The 22,293-nt window shown below is 65.0% G+C and carries 9 protein-coding genes; 6 read left to right on the top strand and 3 right to left on the bottom strand.

Annotated elements, in window-relative coordinates; genetic code table 11:
- Nucleotide 1: 1 nt before the first annotated feature.
- From RBA41_RS07065 to RBA41_RS07050, 4 genes are all read left to right on the top strand, one after another.
- On the top strand, nt 2-664 hold the full coding sequence (locus RBA41_RS07065) for an SCO family protein (RefSeq protein ID WP_306622435.1): 663 nt from the start codon (nt 2-4) through the stop codon (nt 662-664).
- A 605-nt stretch (nt 665-1,269) separates the two neighbouring features.
- Nucleotides 1,270-10,497: an SdrD B-like domain-containing protein gene (locus tag RBA41_RS07060; RefSeq protein ID WP_306622434.1), complete on the top strand. Its 9,228-nt coding sequence runs from the start codon at nt 1,270-1,272 to the stop codon at nt 10,495-10,497.
- The gene (locus RBA41_RS07055) at nt 10,487-13,852 is read left to right on the top strand and encodes a hypothetical protein (protein ID WP_306622433.1); all 3,366 of its coding nucleotides are present in this window, start codon (nt 10,487-10,489) and stop codon (nt 13,850-13,852) included. Before RBA41_RS07060 ends, RBA41_RS07055 begins: the two co-directional genes overlap by 11 nt.
- 21 nt (nt 13,853-13,873) lie before the next feature.
- Nucleotides 13,874-14,905 carry an OmpA family protein gene (locus RBA41_RS07050; RefSeq protein ID WP_306622432.1) on the top strand — a complete coding sequence of 344 codons (1,032 nt, stop codon included), beginning with the start codon at nt 13,874-13,876 and terminating at the stop codon, nt 14,903-14,905.
- 88 nt (nt 14,906-14,993) lie between these two features.
- On the opposite strand, the gene RBA41_RS07045 is transcribed toward RBA41_RS07050, so the two are convergent.
- Complete coding sequence (locus RBA41_RS07045; protein ID WP_306622431.1) at nt 14,994-15,770, bottom strand: PEP-CTERM sorting domain-containing protein; 777 nt, start codon at nt 15,768-15,770, stop codon at nt 14,994-14,996.
- 208 nt (nt 15,771-15,978) lie between these two features.
- Between RBA41_RS07045 and RBA41_RS07040 the strand changes: the two genes are divergently transcribed.
- Both RBA41_RS07040 and RBA41_RS07035 read left to right on the top strand, forming a co-directional pair.
- On the top strand, nt 15,979-18,045 hold the full coding sequence (locus RBA41_RS07040; RefSeq protein WP_306622430.1) for a S9 family peptidase: 2,067 nt from the start codon (nt 15,979-15,981) through the stop codon (nt 18,043-18,045).
- 1 nt (nt 18,046) lies between these two features.
- Nucleotides 18,047-18,973 carry a YqhG/Tai3 family protein gene (locus tag RBA41_RS07035; protein WP_306622429.1) on the top strand — a complete coding sequence of 309 codons (927 nt, stop codon included), beginning with the start codon at nt 18,047-18,049 and terminating at the stop codon, nt 18,971-18,973.
- A gap of 41 nt (nt 18,974-19,014) precedes the next feature.
- On the opposite strand, the gene RBA41_RS07030 is transcribed toward RBA41_RS07035, so the two are convergent.
- Both RBA41_RS07030 and RBA41_RS07025 read right to left on the bottom strand, forming a co-directional pair.
- Nucleotides 19,015-20,229, bottom strand: a complete 1,215-nt coding sequence (locus RBA41_RS07030; RefSeq protein WP_306622428.1) for a glycoside hydrolase family 18 protein — start codon at nt 20,227-20,229, stop codon at nt 19,015-19,017.
- Between the two features lie 54 nt (nt 20,230-20,283).
- Nucleotides 20,284-22,197, bottom strand: a complete 1,914-nt coding sequence (locus RBA41_RS07025; protein WP_306622427.1) for a glycoside hydrolase family 64 protein — start codon at nt 22,195-22,197, stop codon at nt 20,284-20,286.
- Nucleotides 22,198-22,293 lie beyond the last annotated feature (96 nt).

Here is a 22,293-nt window from a genome sequence, read left to right as displayed (position 1 = left end):
GTTGTCCCGTCTGCACGCGGGCGCCCTGGCGGCGCTGATGATGCTGGCGCCGTGCGCCCTGGCGGCGCCGGCACGCCCGCTGGCGCTGCCAGCGCCGGGCGCCTACAAGCTCGAACGCATCCTCAAGGCGCCCGACGGCGTGGTGCTCGACAGCGACGGCAGCCGCCGCCGGCTGTCGGAATTTACCACCGGTAAAGTCACGCTGTTTTCCTTCATCTATACCTATTGCACCGACGCGCGCGGCTGTCCGCTGGCGTACGCGACCCTGCACACCCTCAAGAAAACCCTCGGCAAGGATGCGCGCACGCGCGACCGGGTGCGTTTTGTGAGCATGAGTTTCGATCCCACCTACGATACGCCGCCGGCCATGCGCAGCTACGGCGGCGAGGATGCGCGCGACCGCAGCAGTGTGGAGTGGCGCTTCCTCACCAGCGGCTCCAACGCCGAACTGGCGCCGCTGCTCGACGGTTTCGGCCAGGACGTGTCGGTCGCCAGCGAACGCGCTCCGGGCCAGCGCCTGCCGACCCTGAGCCACCTGCTCAAGGTCTATCTGATCGACACCTCCGGCAGCGTGCGCGAAATCTATTCCACTTCATTTCTTCAGCCCGATGTGGTGCTGAACGACATCCGCAGCTTGCTGCTTGAGCGCCGTCCGAAGCGCTAGGCAATCCTGCACTTATAGCAATAAGGTTTTTCTGTCAATTTCTATAAAAACATAAATTATGACGATAAACATGTTTTTCGTCATAGATGTATGTTGCGCATAAGAAATTTCAAGCTGGCAGCTTGTGTTGTCGCCGGTGTAAGGCCGGGCCGCCGGGCCCGCCCGCCATAGGGAAAACCAGGGCGTATCCATGCGCGCGGAGCGCGCCCTGGCGCGCTTTCGACGACCCTATGAAGCAAGCCGTTTCGGGCCAAAATTTCCCTATTGAAACTTCTAGAATGTTATTACTCTGTGCATAGAGTTGTCAGCGTTGCATATTTGCATCATTTCCATTAAGAACTTTGTAAGATGTTGTTTGTATGAATATAATGTCGACGCGCAAGAGAAGTGTTGTCGATGCATTCACATCCGCAGTGTGTCTTTCCTCCGCGTAGTTCCAGTTTAAATTCCCAATCGCAAAAGCGATGCCGTGTGCATGGCGGGCGATGTGTTGTCGTCCGCATTCTTAATTGATGAAGCCAATAATGTTCAAAAGCGCCTTACCAGTGGTGAAGTCCCGATCCTCGCGTGTGTTTGCATGCCTGCTCCGGGTAACAGCGATTGCCTTGCTGGGGCTGCCTCTGCAGGCAGCCGCGGTCGACCTGCTGGTATCGCAATTGACCGATACGCCGGACCCGGCCGTGCGCGGCGGCACCATTCTGTATTCCGCTTCGGTCACCAACAACACCAGCGACGTCGCCAATAACGTCCAGGTGGTGTTCACGCTCGATCCGCAGACCAGCTTCGTGTCGGTGTCCGATCCGGCCTGCGTGCACAATGCGGGCACCAACAAGGTCACCTGCAGCTACGCCACGGTCGCGGGCGACGGCGCCGGCGCCGGTACCGCCGACCTGCTCGACATCGACCTGACCGTGCGCACCCTGGCCACGGCCGGCCAGACCGTCAACCTGCTGGCGGCGGTCACCACGAGCGATGCCGACAGCAACGCCGGCAACAATTCGCTGTCGCAGCTGACCACGATCGACAATGGCGCCGACCTGTCGCTGGTGCTGAACGGCTCGCCCGCGAGCCTGATGGCCAGCGGCACGCTGGTGTACACGGCCAACCTGACCAACAACGGTCCCGACGCGGCCGGCCCCACCAGGGCCACCTTCACCCTGAGCCCGAACCTGACCTACCAGTCGGCAACCGGTTCCGGCTGGTCGTGCGGGGCGGCGGGGCAGGTGGTGACGTGTAACCGTCCGAGCGCGGCCAAGGGCGCCTTGCCGGACATTATCATCAACACCAAGGCTACCGGCACCACCACCGGCACCATCACCAGCACCGGCGTGGTGACGATCAGCGGCAGCGCAACCGACTTCAACAACGCAAACGATGCTTCGTCGGCGAATACCACGATTACCGTCGGCACCGACCTGGCCGTGACCAAGACCGTGTCGCAGGGCCTGGTCGGCAGCGGCCAGCCGGTCAGCTTCACCCTGGCGCCACGCAACCTGGGTCCGATGCTGGCCAACAACGTGGTGGTCAGCGACAGCGTGCCTGCTGGCTTCGCCATCGTCAGCGCAACTGGCACCGGCTGGACCTGCGGCATCAATGGCCAGAATGTCAGCTGCACGCGCGCCAGTTTCGCGGTCGGCACGGTGCAGGACATCGTCATCAGCGCCACCGCGCCGGTGGTGGCTGCGCAAACCGCCGCTACCAACACCGCCACCATCGGCAGCGATACGCCCGATGGCGACCTGGCCAACAACAGCGGCTCGGTCAACATCAGCATCGTGCCGGACGGCGTCGATCTGTCGATCACCAAAACCAAGACCCCGAATCCGGTTGCGCAGGGCGCCAATATGGTCAGCACCATGCGCGTGACCAATCACGGCCCGCGCGCGGCAGCCGTCGGCGAAGTCAAGATCGTCGAAACCTTGCCGCTTGGCGAAACCTTCGTCAGCGCCAGCGGCGCCAACTGGACCTGCGCACCGCAAGTCGGCCAGGACATCACCTGTACCTATAACGTGGCGCTGGCATTGAATGACTCGACCTCGAACCTGGGCCTGACCACCACCGCCGCCCTGTCCGGCACCCTGACCAATACCGCCTGCGCCGTGTTCGTCGACACCGGCGGCGTGCAAGCCGATCCGGTGCCGGGCAATAACTGCGCCAGCGCCACCTCGGAATCGACCCAGACCCCGAATTCGGCCGACCTGCAACTGACCAAGAGCGCAGCTCCAGGCACCCTGGACTGGAACGCGCCGACCATCACCTACCTGTTGACCATCACCAATGCCGGTCCGGGCGAATCGACCAACGTGATCCTGTCGGACTTGATTCCTGGCTATATCGCTGGCAAGACCGTGGTCAATGCCTCGAAAACCGGCGGTACCAGCCCGGCGGGGTTCACCTGCACCACGGGCGCGATGGTCACCTGTTTCCTCAGCAGCGGTACGATGGCGCTCGGCAGCACCGCGGAAATCTCGGTGACGGTGACCCGTCCGCTGCTCGACAGCAGTGGCCAACCCGGCAATAAATGGGTGAACACGGCCAGCGTGCGTTCCAACGTGCAAGGCGATCCGGTGCCGGCCAACAACGTCGCCACCGCCGATGTGCAGGTCGATCCGGTCGCCGACGTGACCATCACCAATACCGTGACCCCAGGCTCGGTGCCTGCCGGCACCAATGCCACCTACGTGCTGACCATTAATAATAATGGTCCGTCGACGGCGAATGGCGTGACCGTGGTCGATGTGTTCAATATTCCGGAAGGCTCGATGACCTTCATCTCGGCCGTCGCCAGCAATGGCGGCACCTGCGCCTACGACACCGCGGCCAAGACCCTGAACTGCACCATCGGCAACATGGCGTCCGGCGCAACGCGCACCGTCACCATCACCGTGCGTCCCGACTATCTGGCTAACGCGCCGGATCCGCGCAATATCGGCAGCACCGCCACGGTGGCCACCAGCAGCAACGAAAGCGATTACGCCAACAACAGCGGCACCAATGCGCTGGCGGTCACCCCCGCCACGCTCGACCTGCTGGTCAACAACACCGACAACGTCGATCCGATGGGCTTCGTGCCGGCCGGCGCCGGTCCGGTGTTCCCGGACAATGTGGTCACCTACCGCAACACGATCACCAACCGCGGTCCGTCGGTGGCCACCCATCTGGTCCTGACTTATCTGATGAAGCCGCCTGCCGGCAAGAGCATGACCTTCAAAGGCGGCAAACTGCTGCCGGACGGCCAGGCCTATACCAATTACTGTACCCAGGTCGGCAACACGGTCACGGGGCCGGCGCAGATGAGCATCACCTGCAACTTCCCGACCACCGACATCCTGATGGGCAACAACGCCAGCACCGACCTGTATCTCGACTTCCAGGTCGATACCCAGCCGACCGGTTCGGGCGACACCTACCAGTCGACCGTCACCGTGTCCTCGCGCGAGCCGGAACAACTGATGCCGAACAACACGGCCGACCAGAGCACCACCATCAAGATGCGCGTCGACCTCAAGCTGACCAAAGCGGCGTTCGCCTATAACGGCAACACCAACGCGCTGGCTGCCGCGGTGCAGCTGCGCGAGCCGTTCTTCTGGGTCCTGACCCTGAACAATGCCGGTCCCGGCAACAGCCAGGGCACGGTCGTCACCGACAGCCTGCCAGCCGGCCTGACGCTCTACACCGGCGGCACGCTCGCGCCGTACAACGCGGCGCCATACAACGCCGGCCTGACCTGGAGCACCAACAACGGTGCGCCGACCAGCGGCACCTGCAGCGCGGGCGCCACGATCAGCTGTAACGTCGGCCTGCTGGAAAGCGGCAGGGCGGCCACCGTGCGCATTCCGGTGATCGCCACCGCGGTCAACGCGGCGCTGGAAAACTGCGGCAACGCCACCACCAACGATGTCGAACGCAGCGCGGTCGATAACCGTGGTTGCGCCACCGTGGCGGTGCAGCGTTCCTCGATCGCCGGCTTCGTGTATGAAGACGGCAACAACGACGCGGCCAAGGGCGCGGGCGAAAACGGCATCACCGGCGTGACCCTGCGCCTGGACGGTGTCGATATCTACGGCAATACCGTCACCAATGTCACCACCACCACCACCGCCGGCGGCGCCTATCTGTTCGATAACCGCTCGCCAGGCACCTACAAGGTGAGCGAAGTGCAGCCCGCCACCTACCTCGATGGCAAGGAAGCGGCCGGCAGCGTTGCCGGCACCGCCACCGATGCCAGCGGCGACGAGATCAGCAACATCGTCCTGCCGGCGTCCACCAACGCCACCGGCTACCTGTTCGGCGAACTGAAACCGGCGACCCTGTCGGGCTTCGTCTTCGTCGACCTCGACACCGACGCCGTGCGCGACGTGACGAACGTGCCGGCCACCGATGAAAGCGCGGGCGTGACCAGCGTCACCATGACCCTGACCGGCACCGACGACCTCGGTCCGGTGAACGCCACCATGCCGACCGGCGCCAACGGTTCGTACAGCTTTGCCAATCTGCGTCCCGGTACCTACCAGGTGGTGCAGGCGACCCTGCCGGGCGTGACCCACACCGGCATGACCATCGGCAGCAAGGGCGGCAATGACGGCGCCACCGTGCTGGCCGCCAACACCCCGGTCATCGGCGCCACCAAGCGCACCATCGGCAATGTGCCGCTGGTGGCGGGCGACGCCGCCGTGAACTACAACTTCGGCGAAAGCGGGCAGGGCCTGGGCGGCATCGTCTATGCCGACCTGAACAACAATGGCGTGAAGGATGCGGGCGAGCCGGGCATTGCCGGCGTCTCGATCACCCTGTCGGGCAATACCTCGAACGGCACCAGCGTGTGCGTGGCGATTTCGCCGAACCCGTGCACCATCCTCACCGACAGCAGCGGCGGCTACGGCTTCGCCGGCCTGCCGGCCAGCGACGCCACCGGCTACGTGCTGACCGAGCAGAGCCAGGCCAGCGCGCCACTGTCGAGCTATGCCGACGGCATCGACACGGTCGGCACCGTCAATGGCGTGGTGCGCGGCACCAAGACCAATGACCGCTTCAGCGGCATCGTGATCGGCACCGGCCAGTTCGGCAGCAATTACAACTTCGGCGAATCGTCCGCCAGCCTGGCGGGCAAGGTCTACCTCGACGTCGACCGCAGCAATACCTTGAATGGCGGCGACACCTTGCTGCCTGGCGTGACCGTGACCCTGTCGGGCACCACCGCGACCGGCGCCAATGTGTGCACCATCGTGAGCACCTGCGTGGGTACCACCGATGCCAACGGCAACTATATCTTCACCGGCCTGCCGGCGAGCAATGGCGGCGGCTACACCGTGACCGAAACCCAGCCGGTCGACTTCATCGACGCCACCAACACGCTGGGCACCGGCGCCACCACGCCCGGCAACCTCGGCGTGGCGGGCGACAGCGTGTTCAGCGGCGTCGTGCTGAGCGCGGGCCAGAAGGGCATCGATTACCTGTTCGGCGAAGCCACCGGCAAACTGAGCGGCTTTGTGTATGCCGACAAGAACAACAATGGCACGATGGATGCGGGCGAAACCGGCATTGCCGGCGTCACCCTGACCCTGACCGGTACGGCGGCGAGCGGCGGCAACGCCTGCGGCGCGCCGACCTGCGTCGCCACCACCGGCCCTGATGGCGCGTATACCTTCAGCTTCCTGCGCAATGCGAATGGCGCCGGCTACACCGTCACCGAAACCCAGCCGGCCGCTTACCTCGACGGCATCACCCGCAAGGGGAATGTCGGCGGCGCCGCCTGCGCGGGCTGCGTCGACAATGTCGCCAACGTGATCGGCACCATCGCTTATGCGGTCGCCAGTACGCACACCGACTTCAACTTCGGCGAAGTGGTGCCGGCCAGCGTCAGCGGCACCGTGTATGCGGACAGCAACCAGGATGCCAGCGTCGGCAACGGCGAGCAGATCGCCGGCGTGACCGTCACCCTGACCGGCAGCGACGACCGCGGCGCGGCCGTCAGCCTGACCACGACCACCGCGGCCGACGGTACTTACCGCTTCGACAAGCTGCGTCCGAGCAGCGGTGCCGGTTACACCGTGACCGAAACCCATCCGGCCGGCTACAACGATTTCCCGGGTAACACCGGCAGCCAGCCGGGCACCATCGGCGGCATCACGACCGGCGTGGCCGTACCGAACAGCATCGGCGGCTTGCCGCTGGCGCAGGGCGACAACGCCGTGAACTACAATTTCCGCGAAATCGGCGCCAGCATCGCCGGCGCCGTGTATTTCGATGCCAACGACAATGGCGTGCGTGACGCCGGCGATACCCCGCTGGCGGGCGTGGTGGTGCGCCTGAACGGCCCCGTGCCGCGCACCATGGCGACCGGCGCCGATGGCACCTTCCTGTTCACCGGCCTGATGGCTGGCAACTACACCCTGGTCGAAACCCAGCCGGGTGGCGTATCGGATGGCGTCGACGCCGCCGGTTCCGTGGGCGGCACCATCAATGCCCCGAAAAACAGCATCACCGGCATCAATGTGACGCCGGGCACGGCCGCCGTGAACTATCTGTTCGGCGAGCGCGGCGCACCGAACACCGGTTCGCTGGCCGGTACCGTGTATGTCGACAGCAACAAGGATGGCAAGCGCGACCCCACCGAGCAATTGCTCAATGGCGTCACCCTGACCCTCAAGGGTACCGACGGCACGGTACGTACCGTGCAGACCGATACCAATGGTAATTACCTGTTCCCGGTGCTTGCACCAGGCACCTACACCCTGACTGAAACCCAGCCAGCCGGCCTGTCCGATTTCGAGGCCGCTACCGGCACCAGGATCGGTACCCTGGGCGGCGGCACCGCCGGCCTGAACACGGTTACCACCATCGTCATTCCGCCGGCGGGCGGCGCGGCGACCGGCTACGATTTCCGTGAAATCAATCCGGTCAGCAATGGCCTGGCCAAGCTCGGCGGTACTGTCTACGTCGACGGCAACAAGAACGCCAAGCGCGAGCCTGGCGAAGCATTGCCTGGCGTAACTGTCACCCTGACCGGTGTCGATGCCAAGGGCGTGGCCATTCCTGCGCGCACCACCGTGACCGGCGCCGACGGCAGCTATCTGTTCGTCGACCTGGTACCGGGCACCTACACCGTGGTCGAAACCCAGCCAGTGGCCTATGGCGACTTCCCGACCAACACCGGCAGCGCCCTCGGCAACGTCGGCGGCACGCTCGACAAGGGCCCGAACAAAACCACCGGCATCGTGCTGGCGGCGGGCACCGAAGCGCGCGACTACGATTTCCGCGAAGTAGGCAGCAGCCTGGCGGGCGTGGTGTATCGCGACGACAACCATAACGGCGTGCAAGACGCCGGCGAGCCTGGCATTGCCGGCGTGCCGGTCAGCGCCGTCGGCGGCAAGGGCGAAGCAGGCCGTGCCACCACCGATGCGGATGGCCGCTTCCTGATCGTCGGCTTGCCGGCCGACACCTACAGCCTGGTGGAAACCCACCCGGCCGGCTACACCGATGGCAAGGAAACCCCGGGCAAGATCGCCGGCGCCGTTGCCGGGTCGGTCGACAACAGCGCCTTCGACAACACGGCGCCGAAGAACACCATCTCGGCCATCAAGCTGGGCGTGGCCCAGGATGGCACCGACTACCTGTTCGGCGAACGCCGCGCGCGTCTGGAAGGCTATGTGTATGTCGACGCCAACCACAACGGCCAGATGGACGCGGGCGAAATTCCGCTGCCGGGCGTGCACGTGACCATGACGGGCGTTGACGCCTGCACCATGGGCTGCGTGGCCGTCACCGGCGCCGATGGCAAGTATGTGTTCGAGAACCTGGTTCCCGGCCGCTACACCCTGGTCGAGTCCCAGACCGACCTGCCGACCTCGAAATACATGGATGGCAAGGAAACCGCCGGCGTCGCAGGCGGCAAGGTCGACAACAGCAGCTTCGGCACCGCGCCGTCGCAAAACACGATCGCCCAGTTCGACGTGACCGGCGACGTCATCGCGGCCAATGGCGGCGTGGTCGGCGGTTACCTGTTCGGCGAGCGCGTGCGTCCGGGTCCGGAAACCCGCGCCCCGATCATCAGCGGCTATGTCTGGATGGACCGCGGCCACACCCGCACCCGTCCCGAGAACCATGAAGGCGTGAAGGATTGGACCGTGGTCCTGACCCAGAACGGCAAACCGGTTTGCACCGTCAAGAGCGACGCCAAGGGCTACTACCAGTTCGACAGCCTGCGTTGCGCCGGCTACGAAGGCACGGGCTTGCCGACCGGTCCGGGCTTCGAGATCGTGTTCACCAAGGATGGCAACGGCATGCCGATCGTTCCGACCTCGGCCGGCAACGCGGGCACGCCGGTGGTGGGCAGGATCACCGGCATCACCCTGCTTGATAACAGCGACATCACCGAGCAGAACTTGCCGCTGACCCCGTCTGGTGTCGTGTACGACAGCGCCACCCGTCAACCGGTGCGTGGCGCGGTCGTGACCGTGACTGGTCCGGCTGGCTTCAACCCAACGCGTCACCTGCTGGGCGGCGTGGAAGCGGTCAACCAGACCACCGGCAGCGATGGCGTGTACCAGTTCGGCTTGCTGAACGATTTCCCGGCGGGCGTCTACAAACTGGCGATCACCAGCTATCCAGTCGGTTATGTTCCGGCTGAATCGGCGAAGATCCCGGCTTGCCAGGGTGCCGCCAGCGTGATGGCCAGTGCCAATGCGGCGCTGATCCAGAAGTCCGACGGCGCTCCGGCGCCCGGCGTGAACCTGCACAAGCCGAACGCTTGCGTCGGCGCGGTGCCGGGCGGTGCGGACACCACCCAGTATTACTACACCTTCACCGTGGGCACGAATGGGGCCCCGGTGGTGAACAACCACCTGCCGATCGACAAGATCGAAGCGGCTGGCCTGGCGCTGACCAAAACCGGCGACAAGCAGCAGCTCGAATTCGGCGAAAGCCTGCTGTACACCCTGACCGTGCGCCAGACCAGCGGCAGCGCGGTAGCACAGGCAACGGTGCGCGACAGCCTGCCGGCCGGCTTCTCGCTGGTGCCTGGCACCGTGAAAGTCGATGGCAAGTCGGTCGCCGATCCGGTGCCAGCGGTTGGCCCGGTACTGGCCTTCAACCTGGGGCCGCTGGCTAGCAACAAGCAAGCCGTGCTGACCTACCGCCTGCGTGCCGGTGTCGGCAGCCTGCAGGGCGACGGCATCAACCGTGCGATTGCCTACGCCTGTAACGTGGCCAGCGGTTGCGTCACGCCGGGTTCGTACCAGCCTGTGCCGGCCGCGTACCCGTCGAACAATGCCGAGTACAAGGTGCGCCTGACCGGTGGCGTGTTCACCGAGCAAGCCTGTGTGGCCGGCAAGGTCTTCGTCGATTGCAACGGTAACTCGGTGCAGGACAGCGAAGAGCTGGGCGTGCCGGGTGTGCGTCTGTACCTGGAAGACGGTACCTCGTTCACCACCGATGTGGAAGGCAAGTACAGCTACTGCGGCCTGACGCCGAAATCGCACGTGATCAAGGCCGACAGTTTGACCTTGCCACGCGGCAGCCGTTTGACGACGACCAGCAACCGCAACCTGGGCGATGCCAACAGCATCTGGCTGGACGCGAAGAATGGCGAGCTGCTGCGCGGCGACTTTGCCGAGGGTTCGTGCTCGGCGCCGGTCATCGAGCAGGTGAAAGCCCGCCGCAGCCAGGGTGGGGGACGCGCGCCGGAAACGGAAGCGCCGCGCCTGCCAGGCCTGAAATTCGACAGCAAAGCACCTGCCGCGCCGCGGCAGGCGACCGACAGCGCCAACCAGGAACTGGTCAAGCCACGCCAGGGAGCAATCCCTGCCGGCGCGGGAGAAGCCCGTGCGCAATAAGCAACCATCCCGCCTGGCCCAGATGAACACCATGACGAACAAAAAACTTCTTCTTATTCAACGCCGCGGCACCGGTCGCCTGCTGGCGGGCGCGCTGGCGGTGGCCTGCGCTTTCCCGAATGCCGGCGCGCAAGCGCTGCCATCGGCCCCGGCCGACGCCGGCCTGCGGGCCCAGATGGCGGCGCCGCAACTGTGGAGCGGGCGTCTGGACGCCAGCGCCAAGGTGGCGCGCATCCTGGTCGAAACCGACCGCGATGGGGTGCCGGCCGACGGCCAGTCGCCGGTGCGCGTGAGCGTGCAGGTGCTGGGCGAAGATGGCCAGCCGCTGGCCGATGACGTGCTGCTGACGCTGGAAGCGTCGGCCGGACGCATCCTGCTCGACGGCAGCGCCACCGATGCGCTCGGTCCGCAAAGCGGCGACGCCGACAAGGTCACTCCCGGCGTGCAGCTGCGTGTGAAAAACGGCAAGGCGCAATTCCGCCTGCTGGCCCCGGCCGCCGCGCAGGAAGTCTTGCTGCGCGTCGACGGCGGCAAGATCAGCACCCAGGGCGTGATCACCTTTGTTCCGGAACTGCGCCAGATGCTGGCCGTGGGCCTGATCGAAGGCGTCATCAGCAAGCGCCGCCTGAACGCCGGCGACCTGGCGCCAGCGCGCTTTAACGATGGCTTCGAGCAAGACATCACACGCTGGAGCCGCCAGTTCAACAGCGGCAAGGCCAACGCCAGCGCCCGTACCGCGTTCTTCGTCAAGGGCACCATCCTCGGCAGCAAGCTGCTGACGGCCGCCTACGATTCGGACCAGCAGACCAAGGAAAAGCTGCAGCGCGACATCAACCCGAACGAGTTCTATCCGGTGTACGGCGACAGCGCCAGCACCGCGTTCGACGCCCGCTCGGCCGGCCGCCTGTACGTGCGCGTCGACGACAAGAAAAGCTATGTGCTGTACGGCGACTTTTCGACCAGCGAAGGCACGATGTCGTCGGTACCCGGCCCCAACACGGGCATGGAAGCGCGCAAGCTCGGCCAGTACCAGCGCACCGCCACCGGCCTGCGCGGCAACTGGGACCTGAAACGCGGCAACCTGGGCGGCTTTGCCTTCCACGACAACGCCAAGCAGGTCATCGAAGAATACCGCGCCAACGGCAGCTCCGGACCATTCGCCGTGCGCAACAATGGCGCGCTGACCAATTCCGAGCGCGTCGAACTGATTGTGCGCGACAAGAACCAGACCGACCTGGTCAAGCAGGTCACGCCATTGCGCCGCCTGGAAGACTACAGCTTCGAGCCGTTTTCGGGCCGCATCCTGTTCAAGCAGGCCGTGCCATCGCTGACCCCGGAAGGCGACCCGCAATCGATCCGCGTGACGTACGAAGTGGAGCAGGGCGGCGAAGAATTCTGGGTGATGGGCGTCAATGGCGAATACCGCCTGACCGACAGCATCAGCGTCGGCATGGCCGCGGTGGACGACAAGAACCCGCAATCGCCGTACCGCCTGCACAGCGTCAACGCGAGCGTGCAACTGGCGCCGAAGACCAGTTTTGTTGCCGAATTCGCGCAAAGCGAATCGACCAGCTACACCTCCAACGGCCAGGTGTTCACCACCCCGAGCGGGCAGGCGGGCGAGCTGTCGAGTTCGGCATCGGGCCAGGCTGCGCGCGTGGCCCTGTCGCACAAGAGCGATGCGTTCGACATGCGTGCCTACTGGCAGCGTGCCGACGATGAATTCAACAATACCGCGGCCGGCATCAGCCCCGGCCACAGCGACGCCGGCGTGAACGTGAGCGCCAGGTTCACGTCCACCACCACGGTGTACGGCAGCGCGCTGCAAAGCCGCGACCAGCAGGTTGTGGCCCAGCGCGATGCCGTGCGTGTCGGCATGCTGTGGAAAGCCGATCCGCGCCTGACCCTGGACTTCTCCCTGCAGCACATGAAGGAAGAGGGCGAGCTGCGCAACCAGGTCGGCATGGCCAGCAACACCGGCGTGGTCTCGAACCCGAACGGACTCAATCCGAGCGGCGGCTTCTTCGGCTTCGGCCACACCAACAGCGCCATCAGCCCGGTCAACGGCAGCACCATCACCGCCTTTGCACCGGTCGGCGCAACCACCACGCCGGGCACGCGCGGCACGCTGGACGCCAACACGGTGGCCATCGGCGCGCAGTACAAGGCGACCGATTTGCTGAGCCTGACCGGGGTGATCGAGCATGGCATTTCCGACAGCAACCAGAAACGTTACGAGCTCGGCGCGCAGTATCAATTGTCCGAGCGCAGCCGTGCGTATGCGCGCTACGAGAACCAGACCGGTCTCGCATCGCGCTACTCGCTGAACCCCGCCGAGAAGAGCAATGCGTTTGTGGCCGGTGTCGAATCGACCTACCTGCCGGGCGCCAGCATCTTTTCCGAGTACCGCCTGCGCGACTCCATCGACACCGAACTGGCCGACGGGCGCGACCTGCAACTGGCCAGCGGCGCGCGCAACACCTGGAACCTGTCCGAAGGCGTGGCGGTGAGCACCAACGCGGAATACCTGCACGTGTTCGACGGCCGCCAGCAAAAGGGCGTGGCCCTGGCGACGGCGCTCGACTACACCGCCAACCCGCTGTGGAAAGCCTCGGTCAAGCTCGAATGGCGCCGTCTGTTCGACAGCCCGGGCGACATCGGCAACCAGTCGCAGGACCAGTGGCTCAATACGCTCTCGTTCGTGCGCAAGCTCGACCGTGACTGGACCGTCCTGGCGCGCAACTACGCCCTGCTGTCGCGCAACAACGACGACCTGAGCGGCAAGCCGCTGGCCAACAGTCTGCAGGAACGCGCCCAGCTCGGCTTTGCCTGGCGTCCGGTCGACCGCAACCAGTTCAACGGCCTGGCGCGCTACGAGTACAAGAACGTGCGCGACGGTGCCCGTGCCGATGGCGACAACTATGCCGCGCACATCGTCTCGACCCACCTCGACTACCATCCGAGCCGTCCGTGGTGGAGCACCGGCCGCCTGGCCGCCAAGACCAGCAAGGAACGCAACCTGCCGCAGGGCCAGCAGACTTACAGCGCCTGGATGGCGTCGGGCCGCGTGGTGTACGACATCACCGAGAACTGGGACATCGGCGTGCTCGCCGCCTACCTGCACAGCCCGCAGAACAAGGGCAGCAGCCAGTATGCGCGCGGAGTCGAAGTCGGCTACCTGGTCAAGGAAAACCTGTGGCTGTCGGCCGGCTACAACGTGAGCGGCTTCCGCGAACGCGATCTGAGTGCCGCGGACTACACCTCCAAGGGATGGTTCGTGCGCCTGCGCTTCAAGTTTGACGAGAATGTATTCAAAGGCAAGGACCCAGAAGCGAATCGCGCGCTGGCCCGCTAATTTCCTGAAATGAGAATGACGATGAAACCAACCATTATTTCCCGCCCGCGCGTTGTGCTGTTCGCCGCCATGGCCCTTGCCGTTCAAGGCGCCTTCGCGCAAACGCTCACTGCGCCGGCGGAGCGCATCTCCGACCAGGCGATCGTGGCCGACCAGGCCGGGTACAAGGCCTTGCAGCAGCGCGTGAAAGCGCTCAACGACAAGGGCATCCCGGTCAGCAATTACTATCTGTCGAAGGCGCAGTGCTGGCTCGACGTGTCGCTGCATGAATACACCCGCAACGACCGTTCCGCCTTCCCGCAAAAGGCCTTGGAGCAGGGCGCCGCGATCGTGGGCGCGCTGGAAACGGGCGCCACGCCCAATCCGGGCGACCAGACGCCGCTGGTGAACGACGCGGCCAGGCTGCGCGACGACCTGTGGGCGCGCTTCGGCGGCGTCAAGAGCGGCGCGGGCTTCAGCTGCGCGGCGCAGAAGGTCGCTTGCGGCGAAGTCGAGCTGGTGCACGCCGGGAATGAGTTCAATCAGCAGGGCTGGCGCCATGCCAACCCGTACATCCAGATCGCCGAAGACAACCTGCAGGCGGCGCAAGCGTCGGCTGCGGCTTGCGGCGGTGCGCCGGTGGCGGTCGTGGTCAAGACGGAGCAGGACAAGGGGCCGGCGGTGGTGGTCGAGAAGCTGACCCTGGCGGCCGACGCCTTGTTCCGCTTCGACAAATCGGGCTTGCCCGATTTGCTGCCGGCGGGACGCGCGCGCATCGACAGCATGATGATCAAGCTCGATGGCGTGTATGCGCAGATTTCCGGCATCAAGCTGACCGGCTACACCGACCGCCTGGGCACGGAAGCGTACAACCAGCCGCTGTCGGAGCGCCGCGCGGCGACGGTGCGCGAGTACCTGGTGAGCAAGGGTTTTGCGGGCGAGATCGTCAGTTCCGGCAAGGGTGAAGCGGACCAGGTCGAGGCCTGTACCGGTGTTGCGCCACGCGCTGCATTGATCGGCTGCCTGCAGCCGAACCGCCGCGTCGAAGTGGAAGTAACCGGCATCAAGCGATAAGAGGAAGTGCTTCCGGCCAAGGCCGGAGCATGCAAAAAGCCGCACCGAGGTTAAACCCCGGTGCGGCTTTTGCGTTATCGCGCTGGAATTAGCCGCGCTTGCGGCGCGCGATCGCACCGAGCATCATCAAGCCAAGACCAAACATCGCGTAGGTGGCCGGTTCCGGGACCGGGTTCGCGGCCGTCAGGATGGCGGAAGTGCTGAAGCGCATTTCTTTGCCTACGCCGCTCGTGTTCGAAGCGCTCAGCGAAAACTGCTCGTCGAAGTCGACCGACTCTGCTCCTCGCACCCCGGAACGGAACCGTTGCTCCCACTTGTCCTCGGTCCATCCGTAGCTCTGGATCGTCAGTGTCAGCAGGTTAAACAGGTTGTGCCCTTTATATGGGTTGTCAGCCCATGGACCGGAGACATCGTTCCGGATCTGCGCGTTTCCTGTCACGATCAGCTTGGTATTGGGCGCGAGCACGAAGGTGTAGGCGGAATATCCTTTCGATCCCGCTGTAATTTTCCCGGCCGCCGAGTCGTGGCGCTCCACGCCCAGATGCAGCCCGCCTGCCTCGCTCAGGCTGGCAGTGGCGCGATCCCGGTCGACCACCGTTGCGCTATTGATCAGTTCGCCATTGGTGTCTTGCCGATCGCTGGGAAAGCTCCAGGTGCTCAAGTTCGAGACGGAGGTCGACACGTTGCCATAGAAGCTGGTGAAGCTGATGCCGGCGTCGATGCCGTCATGCGGGGTCAGGTCGATGATCTGGAATTGCACGCCGGTCACACTCATACTGCCGGCGGTGGCGGCAACGGCGCCGCCGCAGGCGCATAGTGCGGCCGCGGCCAGCAGGGCGCGGGAAAGGAAGAAAGATGGTTTCATGGGACCTTGGTGGGAAAGGAAGCGGCGAACCCGCGAAGCGGGGGTGTGATGGTTTTATTATACTTGGCAAATCGTTAACCTCGCCATAATTTTACCTTTCTCCAATGGCTGAAAGACACGGTTTTAGCTGCTGCGCGCAATCGAACTTGGTATGATGCCGGGGCCATTTGCTTCTGCTGGCACTTTCATGACTCTTGGGGATGATGCAATGATGGGACGTCTGTTCATTTTGGGGGCAGCTACACTGGCTGCCGGTAGCGCGCTGGCCGCGCCGCGCGGGTTCACGGTCGAGGATCTGGTAAGGATGGAACGGGTCGGCGCGCCGGCCCTCTCGCCGGACGCCTCGCGCGTGGTCTACACGGTGCGCAGCACCAATATGGAAAAGAACCGCGGCAACACCCAGCTGTGGATGATCGACCTGCGCAGCGCCAGGCCGACCCCGGTCAAGCTGACCAGCGGCGACGCCAACAGCACCGATCCGGAATGGTCGCCCAAGGGCGACGCCATCTATTTCCTGTCGGCCCGTTCGGGCTCGTCGCAGGTGTGGCGCCAGCCGCTCGCGGGTGCGGGCATCGGCGGCGAGGCCGTCAAGGTCACCGACCTGCCGCTCGACGTCGACAATTTCCGTCTCTCGCCCGCTGGCGACCGTCTGGCGATGAGCCTGGCCGTGTTCCGCGATTGCACCGACCTGGCCTGCACCAGGACGCGCATGGACGACAAGGCCAAGGACAAGGCCAGCGGCAAGGTCTACGACCGCCTGTTCGTGCGCCACTGGGATACCTGGAAGGATGGGCGCAACAGCGTGCTGTACACCGCGCCGATCGACGCGGCCGGCAAGGTCAGCGCCGCGCCGGTCAGCCTGTCGGGCAGCATCGATGGCGACGTGCCCTCGAAACCGTTCGGCGACCGCGAGGAGTACCGCTTCAGCCCGGACGGCAAGAGCGTCGTGTTCAACGTGCGCGTGGCCGGCAAGACCGAATCGTGGTCCACCAATTTCGATATCTACCAAACCAGCGCCACCGGCGGCGCCGAGCCGCGCAACCTGACCGCCGACAATCCGGCCTGGGACAGCAAGCCGGCGTTTTCGCCGGACGGCAAGACCCTCGCTTACCTGGCCATGAACCGGCCCGGCTTTGAAGCCGACCGTTTCCGCCTGGTGCTGATGGATGTCGCCAGCGGCAAGAAGCGCGTCGTGGCGGAGAGCTGGGACCGTTCCATCGGCGACTACAAATGGCGCGACGATGGCAAATCCCTGCTGGCCACCGCCGACGACCTGGGCCAGCATCGCCTGTTCTCGATCGATGCCGCCAGCGGCAAGGTCGTGCCGCTGAGCGAGAAGGGCTACGTCAGCGCGTTCGACGCGCGCGGCAAGACAGTGGTGATGGCCCAGGCCAATCTGCAATCGGGCGCGCAACTGTTCAAGAGCACCAATGGCGGGGCACCGGTCCAGCTGACGCAGTTGAACAGCGAACTGCTGGCCGACGTGCGCTTCGGCGAGTACGAGCAGTTTTCCTTCACCGGCGCCAAGGGCGAGACCGTCTACGGCCACGTGATGAAACCATGGAATGCGACGCCCGGCGCCAAGTATCCGGTGGCCTTCCTGGTCCATGGCGGGCCGCAGGGCAGCTTCGGCAACTCGTGGAGTTATCGCTGGAATCCGCAGACCTACGCCGGCGCCGGATACGCGACGGTGTTCATCGATTTCCACGGCTCCACCGGCTACGGCCAGGCATTCACCGATTCGATCAGCGGCGACTGGGGCGGCGCGCCGCTGGAAGACCTGAAGAAGGGGCTCGACGCGGCCGTGAAGAAATTCCCATGGCTGGACCGCGAGCGCAGCTGCGCGCTGGGCGCGTCCTACGGCGGCTACATGATGAACTGGATCGCCGGCAACTGGTCGGACGGCTTCCGCTGCCTGGTCAACCATGACGGCGTGTTCGATACGCGCGGCATGGCGTACGCCACCGAGGAACTGTGGTTCACCGAGTGGGAAAACAAGGGAACTTACCTGGACAACGCTGCGCTGTACGAAAAGTTCAACCCGGTGCATTTCGTCAAGAACTGGAAGACGCCGATGCTGGTGGTGCAGGGCGACCTCGACTTCCGCATTCCGACCTCGCAAGCGCTCGGTACCTTTACCGCGCTGCAGCGCCAGGGTGTCGAGAGCAAGTTGCTGGTGTTCCCGGACGAAAATCACTGGGTCTTGAAACCGGCCAATTCCGTGCTGTGGCATAACACGGTCAAGCAGTGGCTCGACCGTCACCTGGCTCGCTGAGATGCCAGAGCACAAGAACCTGGTTCTTGCGGCGGCGCTGTGTGCAGGACTTGTCCACAGCGCCGGCGTGCTGGCCGCGCCGGCCGCCACCGTGCCGGCGGCAAGCTCGCCGGTCGCACTGGTCACGGCGTTTTACCGCGACTACTTCGCCGATGAGGCGGCGGCACGGAAACGTTATCTGGACAGCGGCGCCTTCTATTCGGCTGGCGCGCGCAAGCTGCTGGCGGAAAACGACTTCGCATGCCGAAAAGTGGCGCGCGGGGACGATATGTGCGGCTATGGCGCCGGGGGCGACATGTTTCTGGATGCCCAGGACCGCGATCCGCAATTGACGCTGGCGTCGTCCGGCTTCACGGCCAGGCCGGTGGGGGCGAACGCGGTCGATGTGGCGTTCAAGATATTCCCCAAGGACGCCCGTTCGCAGCGCACGACGATGCGCTATGTGCTGGTGCGGGAAGGCGGCCAGTGGCGGGTCGATGATGTGCTGTATCCGGTCAAGGGCGCGCAGGCGCCCAGGAACAGCATGCGCCAGGGTATTCTGCACGAGATCGTAGCGATTTCCAAGGCTGCGCGCGACGTTGCCGATGCCTCGGGCTGGGTCAACATCTATGTGGGAGAGCAGCAGGCGGACCGCTTCGCGCGCTTTGTCGCGTTTCCTGTGACGGTGTGCGTCAAGCCGGGCGCATGCGTGCCGTACGCGCAAGACGATGCGCGCTTGCCTGCGCTGGTAAAGACCTTGCACGATACCTGGTTCAAGGCCGGAGCGGCCCAAAAAGGCTTGCCGACAATCGCCGCCGGCAAGCAAGGCGCGGGTGCGCCCAAGGAAGATAGTGTGGTGCGCAGCGGTCCGTTCGACTACACGTTCCAGCGTGGCGCTTGGTGGCTGTCGCGGGTCGATATGACGCGCCCGCCTGTCGCTCAACAATAAGCGCTGCCGGTCTCGCCAACAGGGACCGGCAGCCTTGCCTGTTACGGGTTAATCAGCGGTGCAACGCTGTTGGCGAACGGCCAGCCCTGTTCTTCATCGGTGTGAATCTGCCAGTTGAAGCCACCGCGGATGTCCGGATGGTTGGCCTTGACCTGGTTCCACGCGCTGACCGCCTGCTCCCGGCTCATGTAATTGGCCGCGTTGCTGATACCGAAGCCGACCACCACCCGGTTCGCGCCGAGCAAGCTGACCCACTGTTTGACGTTTTCGGCCACATAGGCTGGATCGTTCAGGCCAGGCCCGTCGTAATACTGCGGCGCGGCGTAATCCATCGCACCGGCAGCGACCATCGCACGGCAAAATTCCTTGTCGATCGCGTTCCACGGTGCCGGTGGCGCGGAAATGATGAAGCCCGGGTAGCGCTTCTTCAGTTCCAGGCTGATCCAGATCATTTCAGCGGTATCGGGCCGCTGGTCCGCTTCGAAGGTATTCCAGTCCATGCCGTCGATGCCGCCCAGCTGCGAGTAGATCGAGGCGATGCTGTTCACGAACGTCTGCGATTTGGTTCGGTTCGGAAAACTCATGCCATTGCCCGCGCCGCCCACCGACAGGATGATCTTGCGGCCCTGGGTGCTGCGTGCGTACTGGATGTCGGCGTTCAGATTGGTGGCCGCACCGCGTCCGTTGCCCGGTGCGCTGAAGGTGACCGCACCGGTGGTGCCCGGCGAGCCGCCCACCGGCACCGCGTGGAACAGGTAGATCAGGTTGTAGCGTGCGTTGACGTCGCGGATGCGCACCGGGGAGGGCGTCCAGTTCGGATAGTAGCCGCCGACGATTTTCTTCGCCGCTGGCAGCGCGCAGGTCGTTTGCGCCCAGTACCAGGTGCTGATGGTCGGCGTGGTGCCATCGCTGCCGTTGCCGGCGACTTGCACCACCTTGTAGTACAGCCCGTTCGGTGTGTACAGCACGACTGTCCCGAGCGGGTAATTGACGCCGGCGCGCCAGGTGACGGCGGTGCACGGCGCGAGCGCGGCCGACGATCCCGAGTCCGTGCCAAGCCCGTCGATTGCGGCACTGCTGGTGGCGCCGGGCGCGACGGACGCCGCCAGCGGCAGCAATGGCTCCGCCGTGACGGCGGCGTTCATCCGCGTGGGGCTGGCGGCGGTGGGTGCGCCATCGGACGATGCGCCGCCGCATCCGCTGATGATGGCGCCGCCGATGGCGGCCATGCCCAGGTATTTCAGTAGTTTCTTCATCTCGACTCCCGTTGAAAAATGAGAAGGGGCCGCCAGCGGCGGCCCCGGGCTGCATTACCAGCCGATGGTCACCGTGGCGGTGGTTGGCGCGGTGGAATGCACCGACGAGCTGTAGTTCCACACGTCGTCGTAGGCGAAGCCGTAGGCCAGCTTGTTGATGCTGTGGTCATGCCAGAACTTGGCGTACCAGTTGGCTGGCTGGCCCGCCGGGTAGAAATACGCCGCGTCGGACCAGCGCGCCGGGTTTTCCACCACATGGCGGTTGAGGGCCGCGCACAGCTGCGCCTGGATCTGCAACTGCTTGTGGTAGGCGGGCGTACCGCCGACCGTGCCGCTGGGGTCGTCCAGGGCGCCATTGCCGAGCAGTGCCATGGCGGTGGTGGGCTTGCGCACCCTGTAGGTGCCGGCACCGTCGGTGAACTGGAATACGCCGTTCACCACCTGGCCGCTGAAGGTACCCTGCTGGTTGGTGAAGACCAGTTTCTGGCTGCTGTACTTGTTCCAGATATGGTTGATGTAACCGTCCAGGTAGCTGGCGTTGGCGCCGCTGTTCTGGAAGCTGGCGTGGGCCGGGGCGATGATGCGGTAGGGCGCGTACGGCGCCTGGGCCAGGCCCTTGAACTGGGCCGGGACGCTGGCGACGAATTGCGCCATCAGCGAGGCGCGCGTTTCGGTTTCGCCCACGGTCTGGTCGTAGCCGCCCAGGCCCTGCAGGCGCAAGGTGAGGGGGAAGCCGAAGTGGTCGACCCGGGTTGTGTTGCCGAAGAAGCCGTCCTTGGCGCCGATGGACATTTCGACGAAGTCGAAGTAGACGTCGATGTTGGGATCGGACGGATTTTCGATATTCGCGCCGGCGTAGCCGAGGTTGCCGTTGGCGTCGGCATTGACTTGCAGGTACATCGGGCTGCCGACGCTGAGGAACAGGCGCGCCGAATTGAGCGGCGGGATGGTGATCGACTTGAGCTGGGCCAGGGTGTGGAAGTAGTTGGTGTACGGCTTGCCGTTCTTGTTCAGCGCGCCGTTGTCGCTCAGCGCCATGGGAATGAAGCGCCCGCCCGCATCGACGTGGACGTATTTGCCGCTGTTCCAGTCCTTGCCGATGATGGCCCAGTAGACCTGGCTGTCGGCATAGTGCCCGCGCGTGCCGTTGACCAGCTTGAAGGTGGTCAGCTGGTTCCAGGTGCCCGGATCGGTTGGCGGCGGCGTGGCGCCGGACGGCATCGGCACGCCCGGCAGGTAGCAGCGTTTGGGGACGCCGGGAATCGGATCGCCGAACACGCCGCTGTTGCAGTCGGCGCCGTTGCTGAGGGTTTTGGTGACGAAGCTGCCGTTGGCGCCGTACAGCAGCACCTGCGTGCCGCTGAAGGTGCAGCGGCCGTTCTCATAGGCGCAGCGGGTCCAGCTGGTGGGCGCGCGGTCGCAGTGCTTGGCGCTGCCCGGCAGCGGGTCGCCGAACACGCCGGTGGTGCAGGCCGCTCCGCCGGTCACGGTTTGCGTGACGTAGGTGTTGCCGGCGCCAAAGCGCACGGTCTGCGTATCGCCGAAGCCGCACTGGCCGTTTTCGTTGGCGCAGAAGGTGAAGCTGCTGGTGATTTCGCAGTGCTTGGCCACGCCCGGCGCCGGATCGGTGCCGAAGGTGGCGTTGTTGCAGCTGGCGGCCCAGTCGAATTTCTTGCTGGTGAAGCTGGAACCGGCGCCGTAGCGCACGGTCTGGTTGCCGGTGAAGATGCACTCGCCGTTCTCGTTGGCGCAGAACGTCCATTCGGTGGTCGAGGGCGCCGAGGAGGAGGCCAGGGTCGGCGCCAGCGTGGCGGACTTGGGCGTGCCGATGGCGTTCGAGCGCACCGTGGTGGTGGCGGAGATCGTGGGCTGCGGTGTCGCGTCGCTGCCGGACGACGAGCCGCCGCAGCCGCTCAGCAAACCGATGCCGAGCATGCCGAGCGAGAGGAATTGAAGCAGTTTTTTCATGGTGCGGTCACCTCGTGGAAAGTGGCCGTTGCCTGCGCTGGACGATGATGCATGACGGCGGCCTTTGTGGTTGGATGCGCGGTGCGCATTGGTCGG

The sequence above is a fragment of the Massilia scottii genome, assembly GCF_030846495.1.
GTDB lineage: Bacteria > Pseudomonadota > Gammaproteobacteria > Burkholderiales > Burkholderiaceae_D > Telluria_A > Telluria_A violaceinigra.
This window is presented reverse-complemented; position numbering and strand designations above follow the sequence as displayed.

Coding starts and splice junctions, on each gene's coding strand:
- RBA41_RS07050 (WP_306622432.1), top strand. CDS start 13,874: ATGAAACCAACCATTATTTCCCGCCCGCGCGTTGTGCTGTTCGCCGCC.
- RBA41_RS07045 (WP_306622431.1), bottom strand. CDS start 15,770: ATGAAACCATCTTTCTTCCTTTCCCGCGCCCTGCTGGCCGCGGCCGCA.
- RBA41_RS07040 (WP_306622430.1), top strand. CDS start 15,979: ATGATGGGACGTCTGTTCATTTTGGGGGCAGCTACACTGGCTGCCGGT.
- RBA41_RS07035 (WP_306622429.1), top strand. CDS start 18,047: ATGCCAGAGCACAAGAACCTGGTTCTTGCGGCGGCGCTGTGTGCAGGA.
- RBA41_RS07030 (WP_306622428.1), bottom strand. CDS start 20,229: ATGAAGAAACTACTGAAATACCTGGGCATGGCCGCCATCGGCGGCGCC.
- RBA41_RS07025 (WP_306622427.1), bottom strand. CDS start 22,197: ATGAAAAAACTGCTTCAATTCCTCTCGCTCGGCATGCTCGGCATCGGT.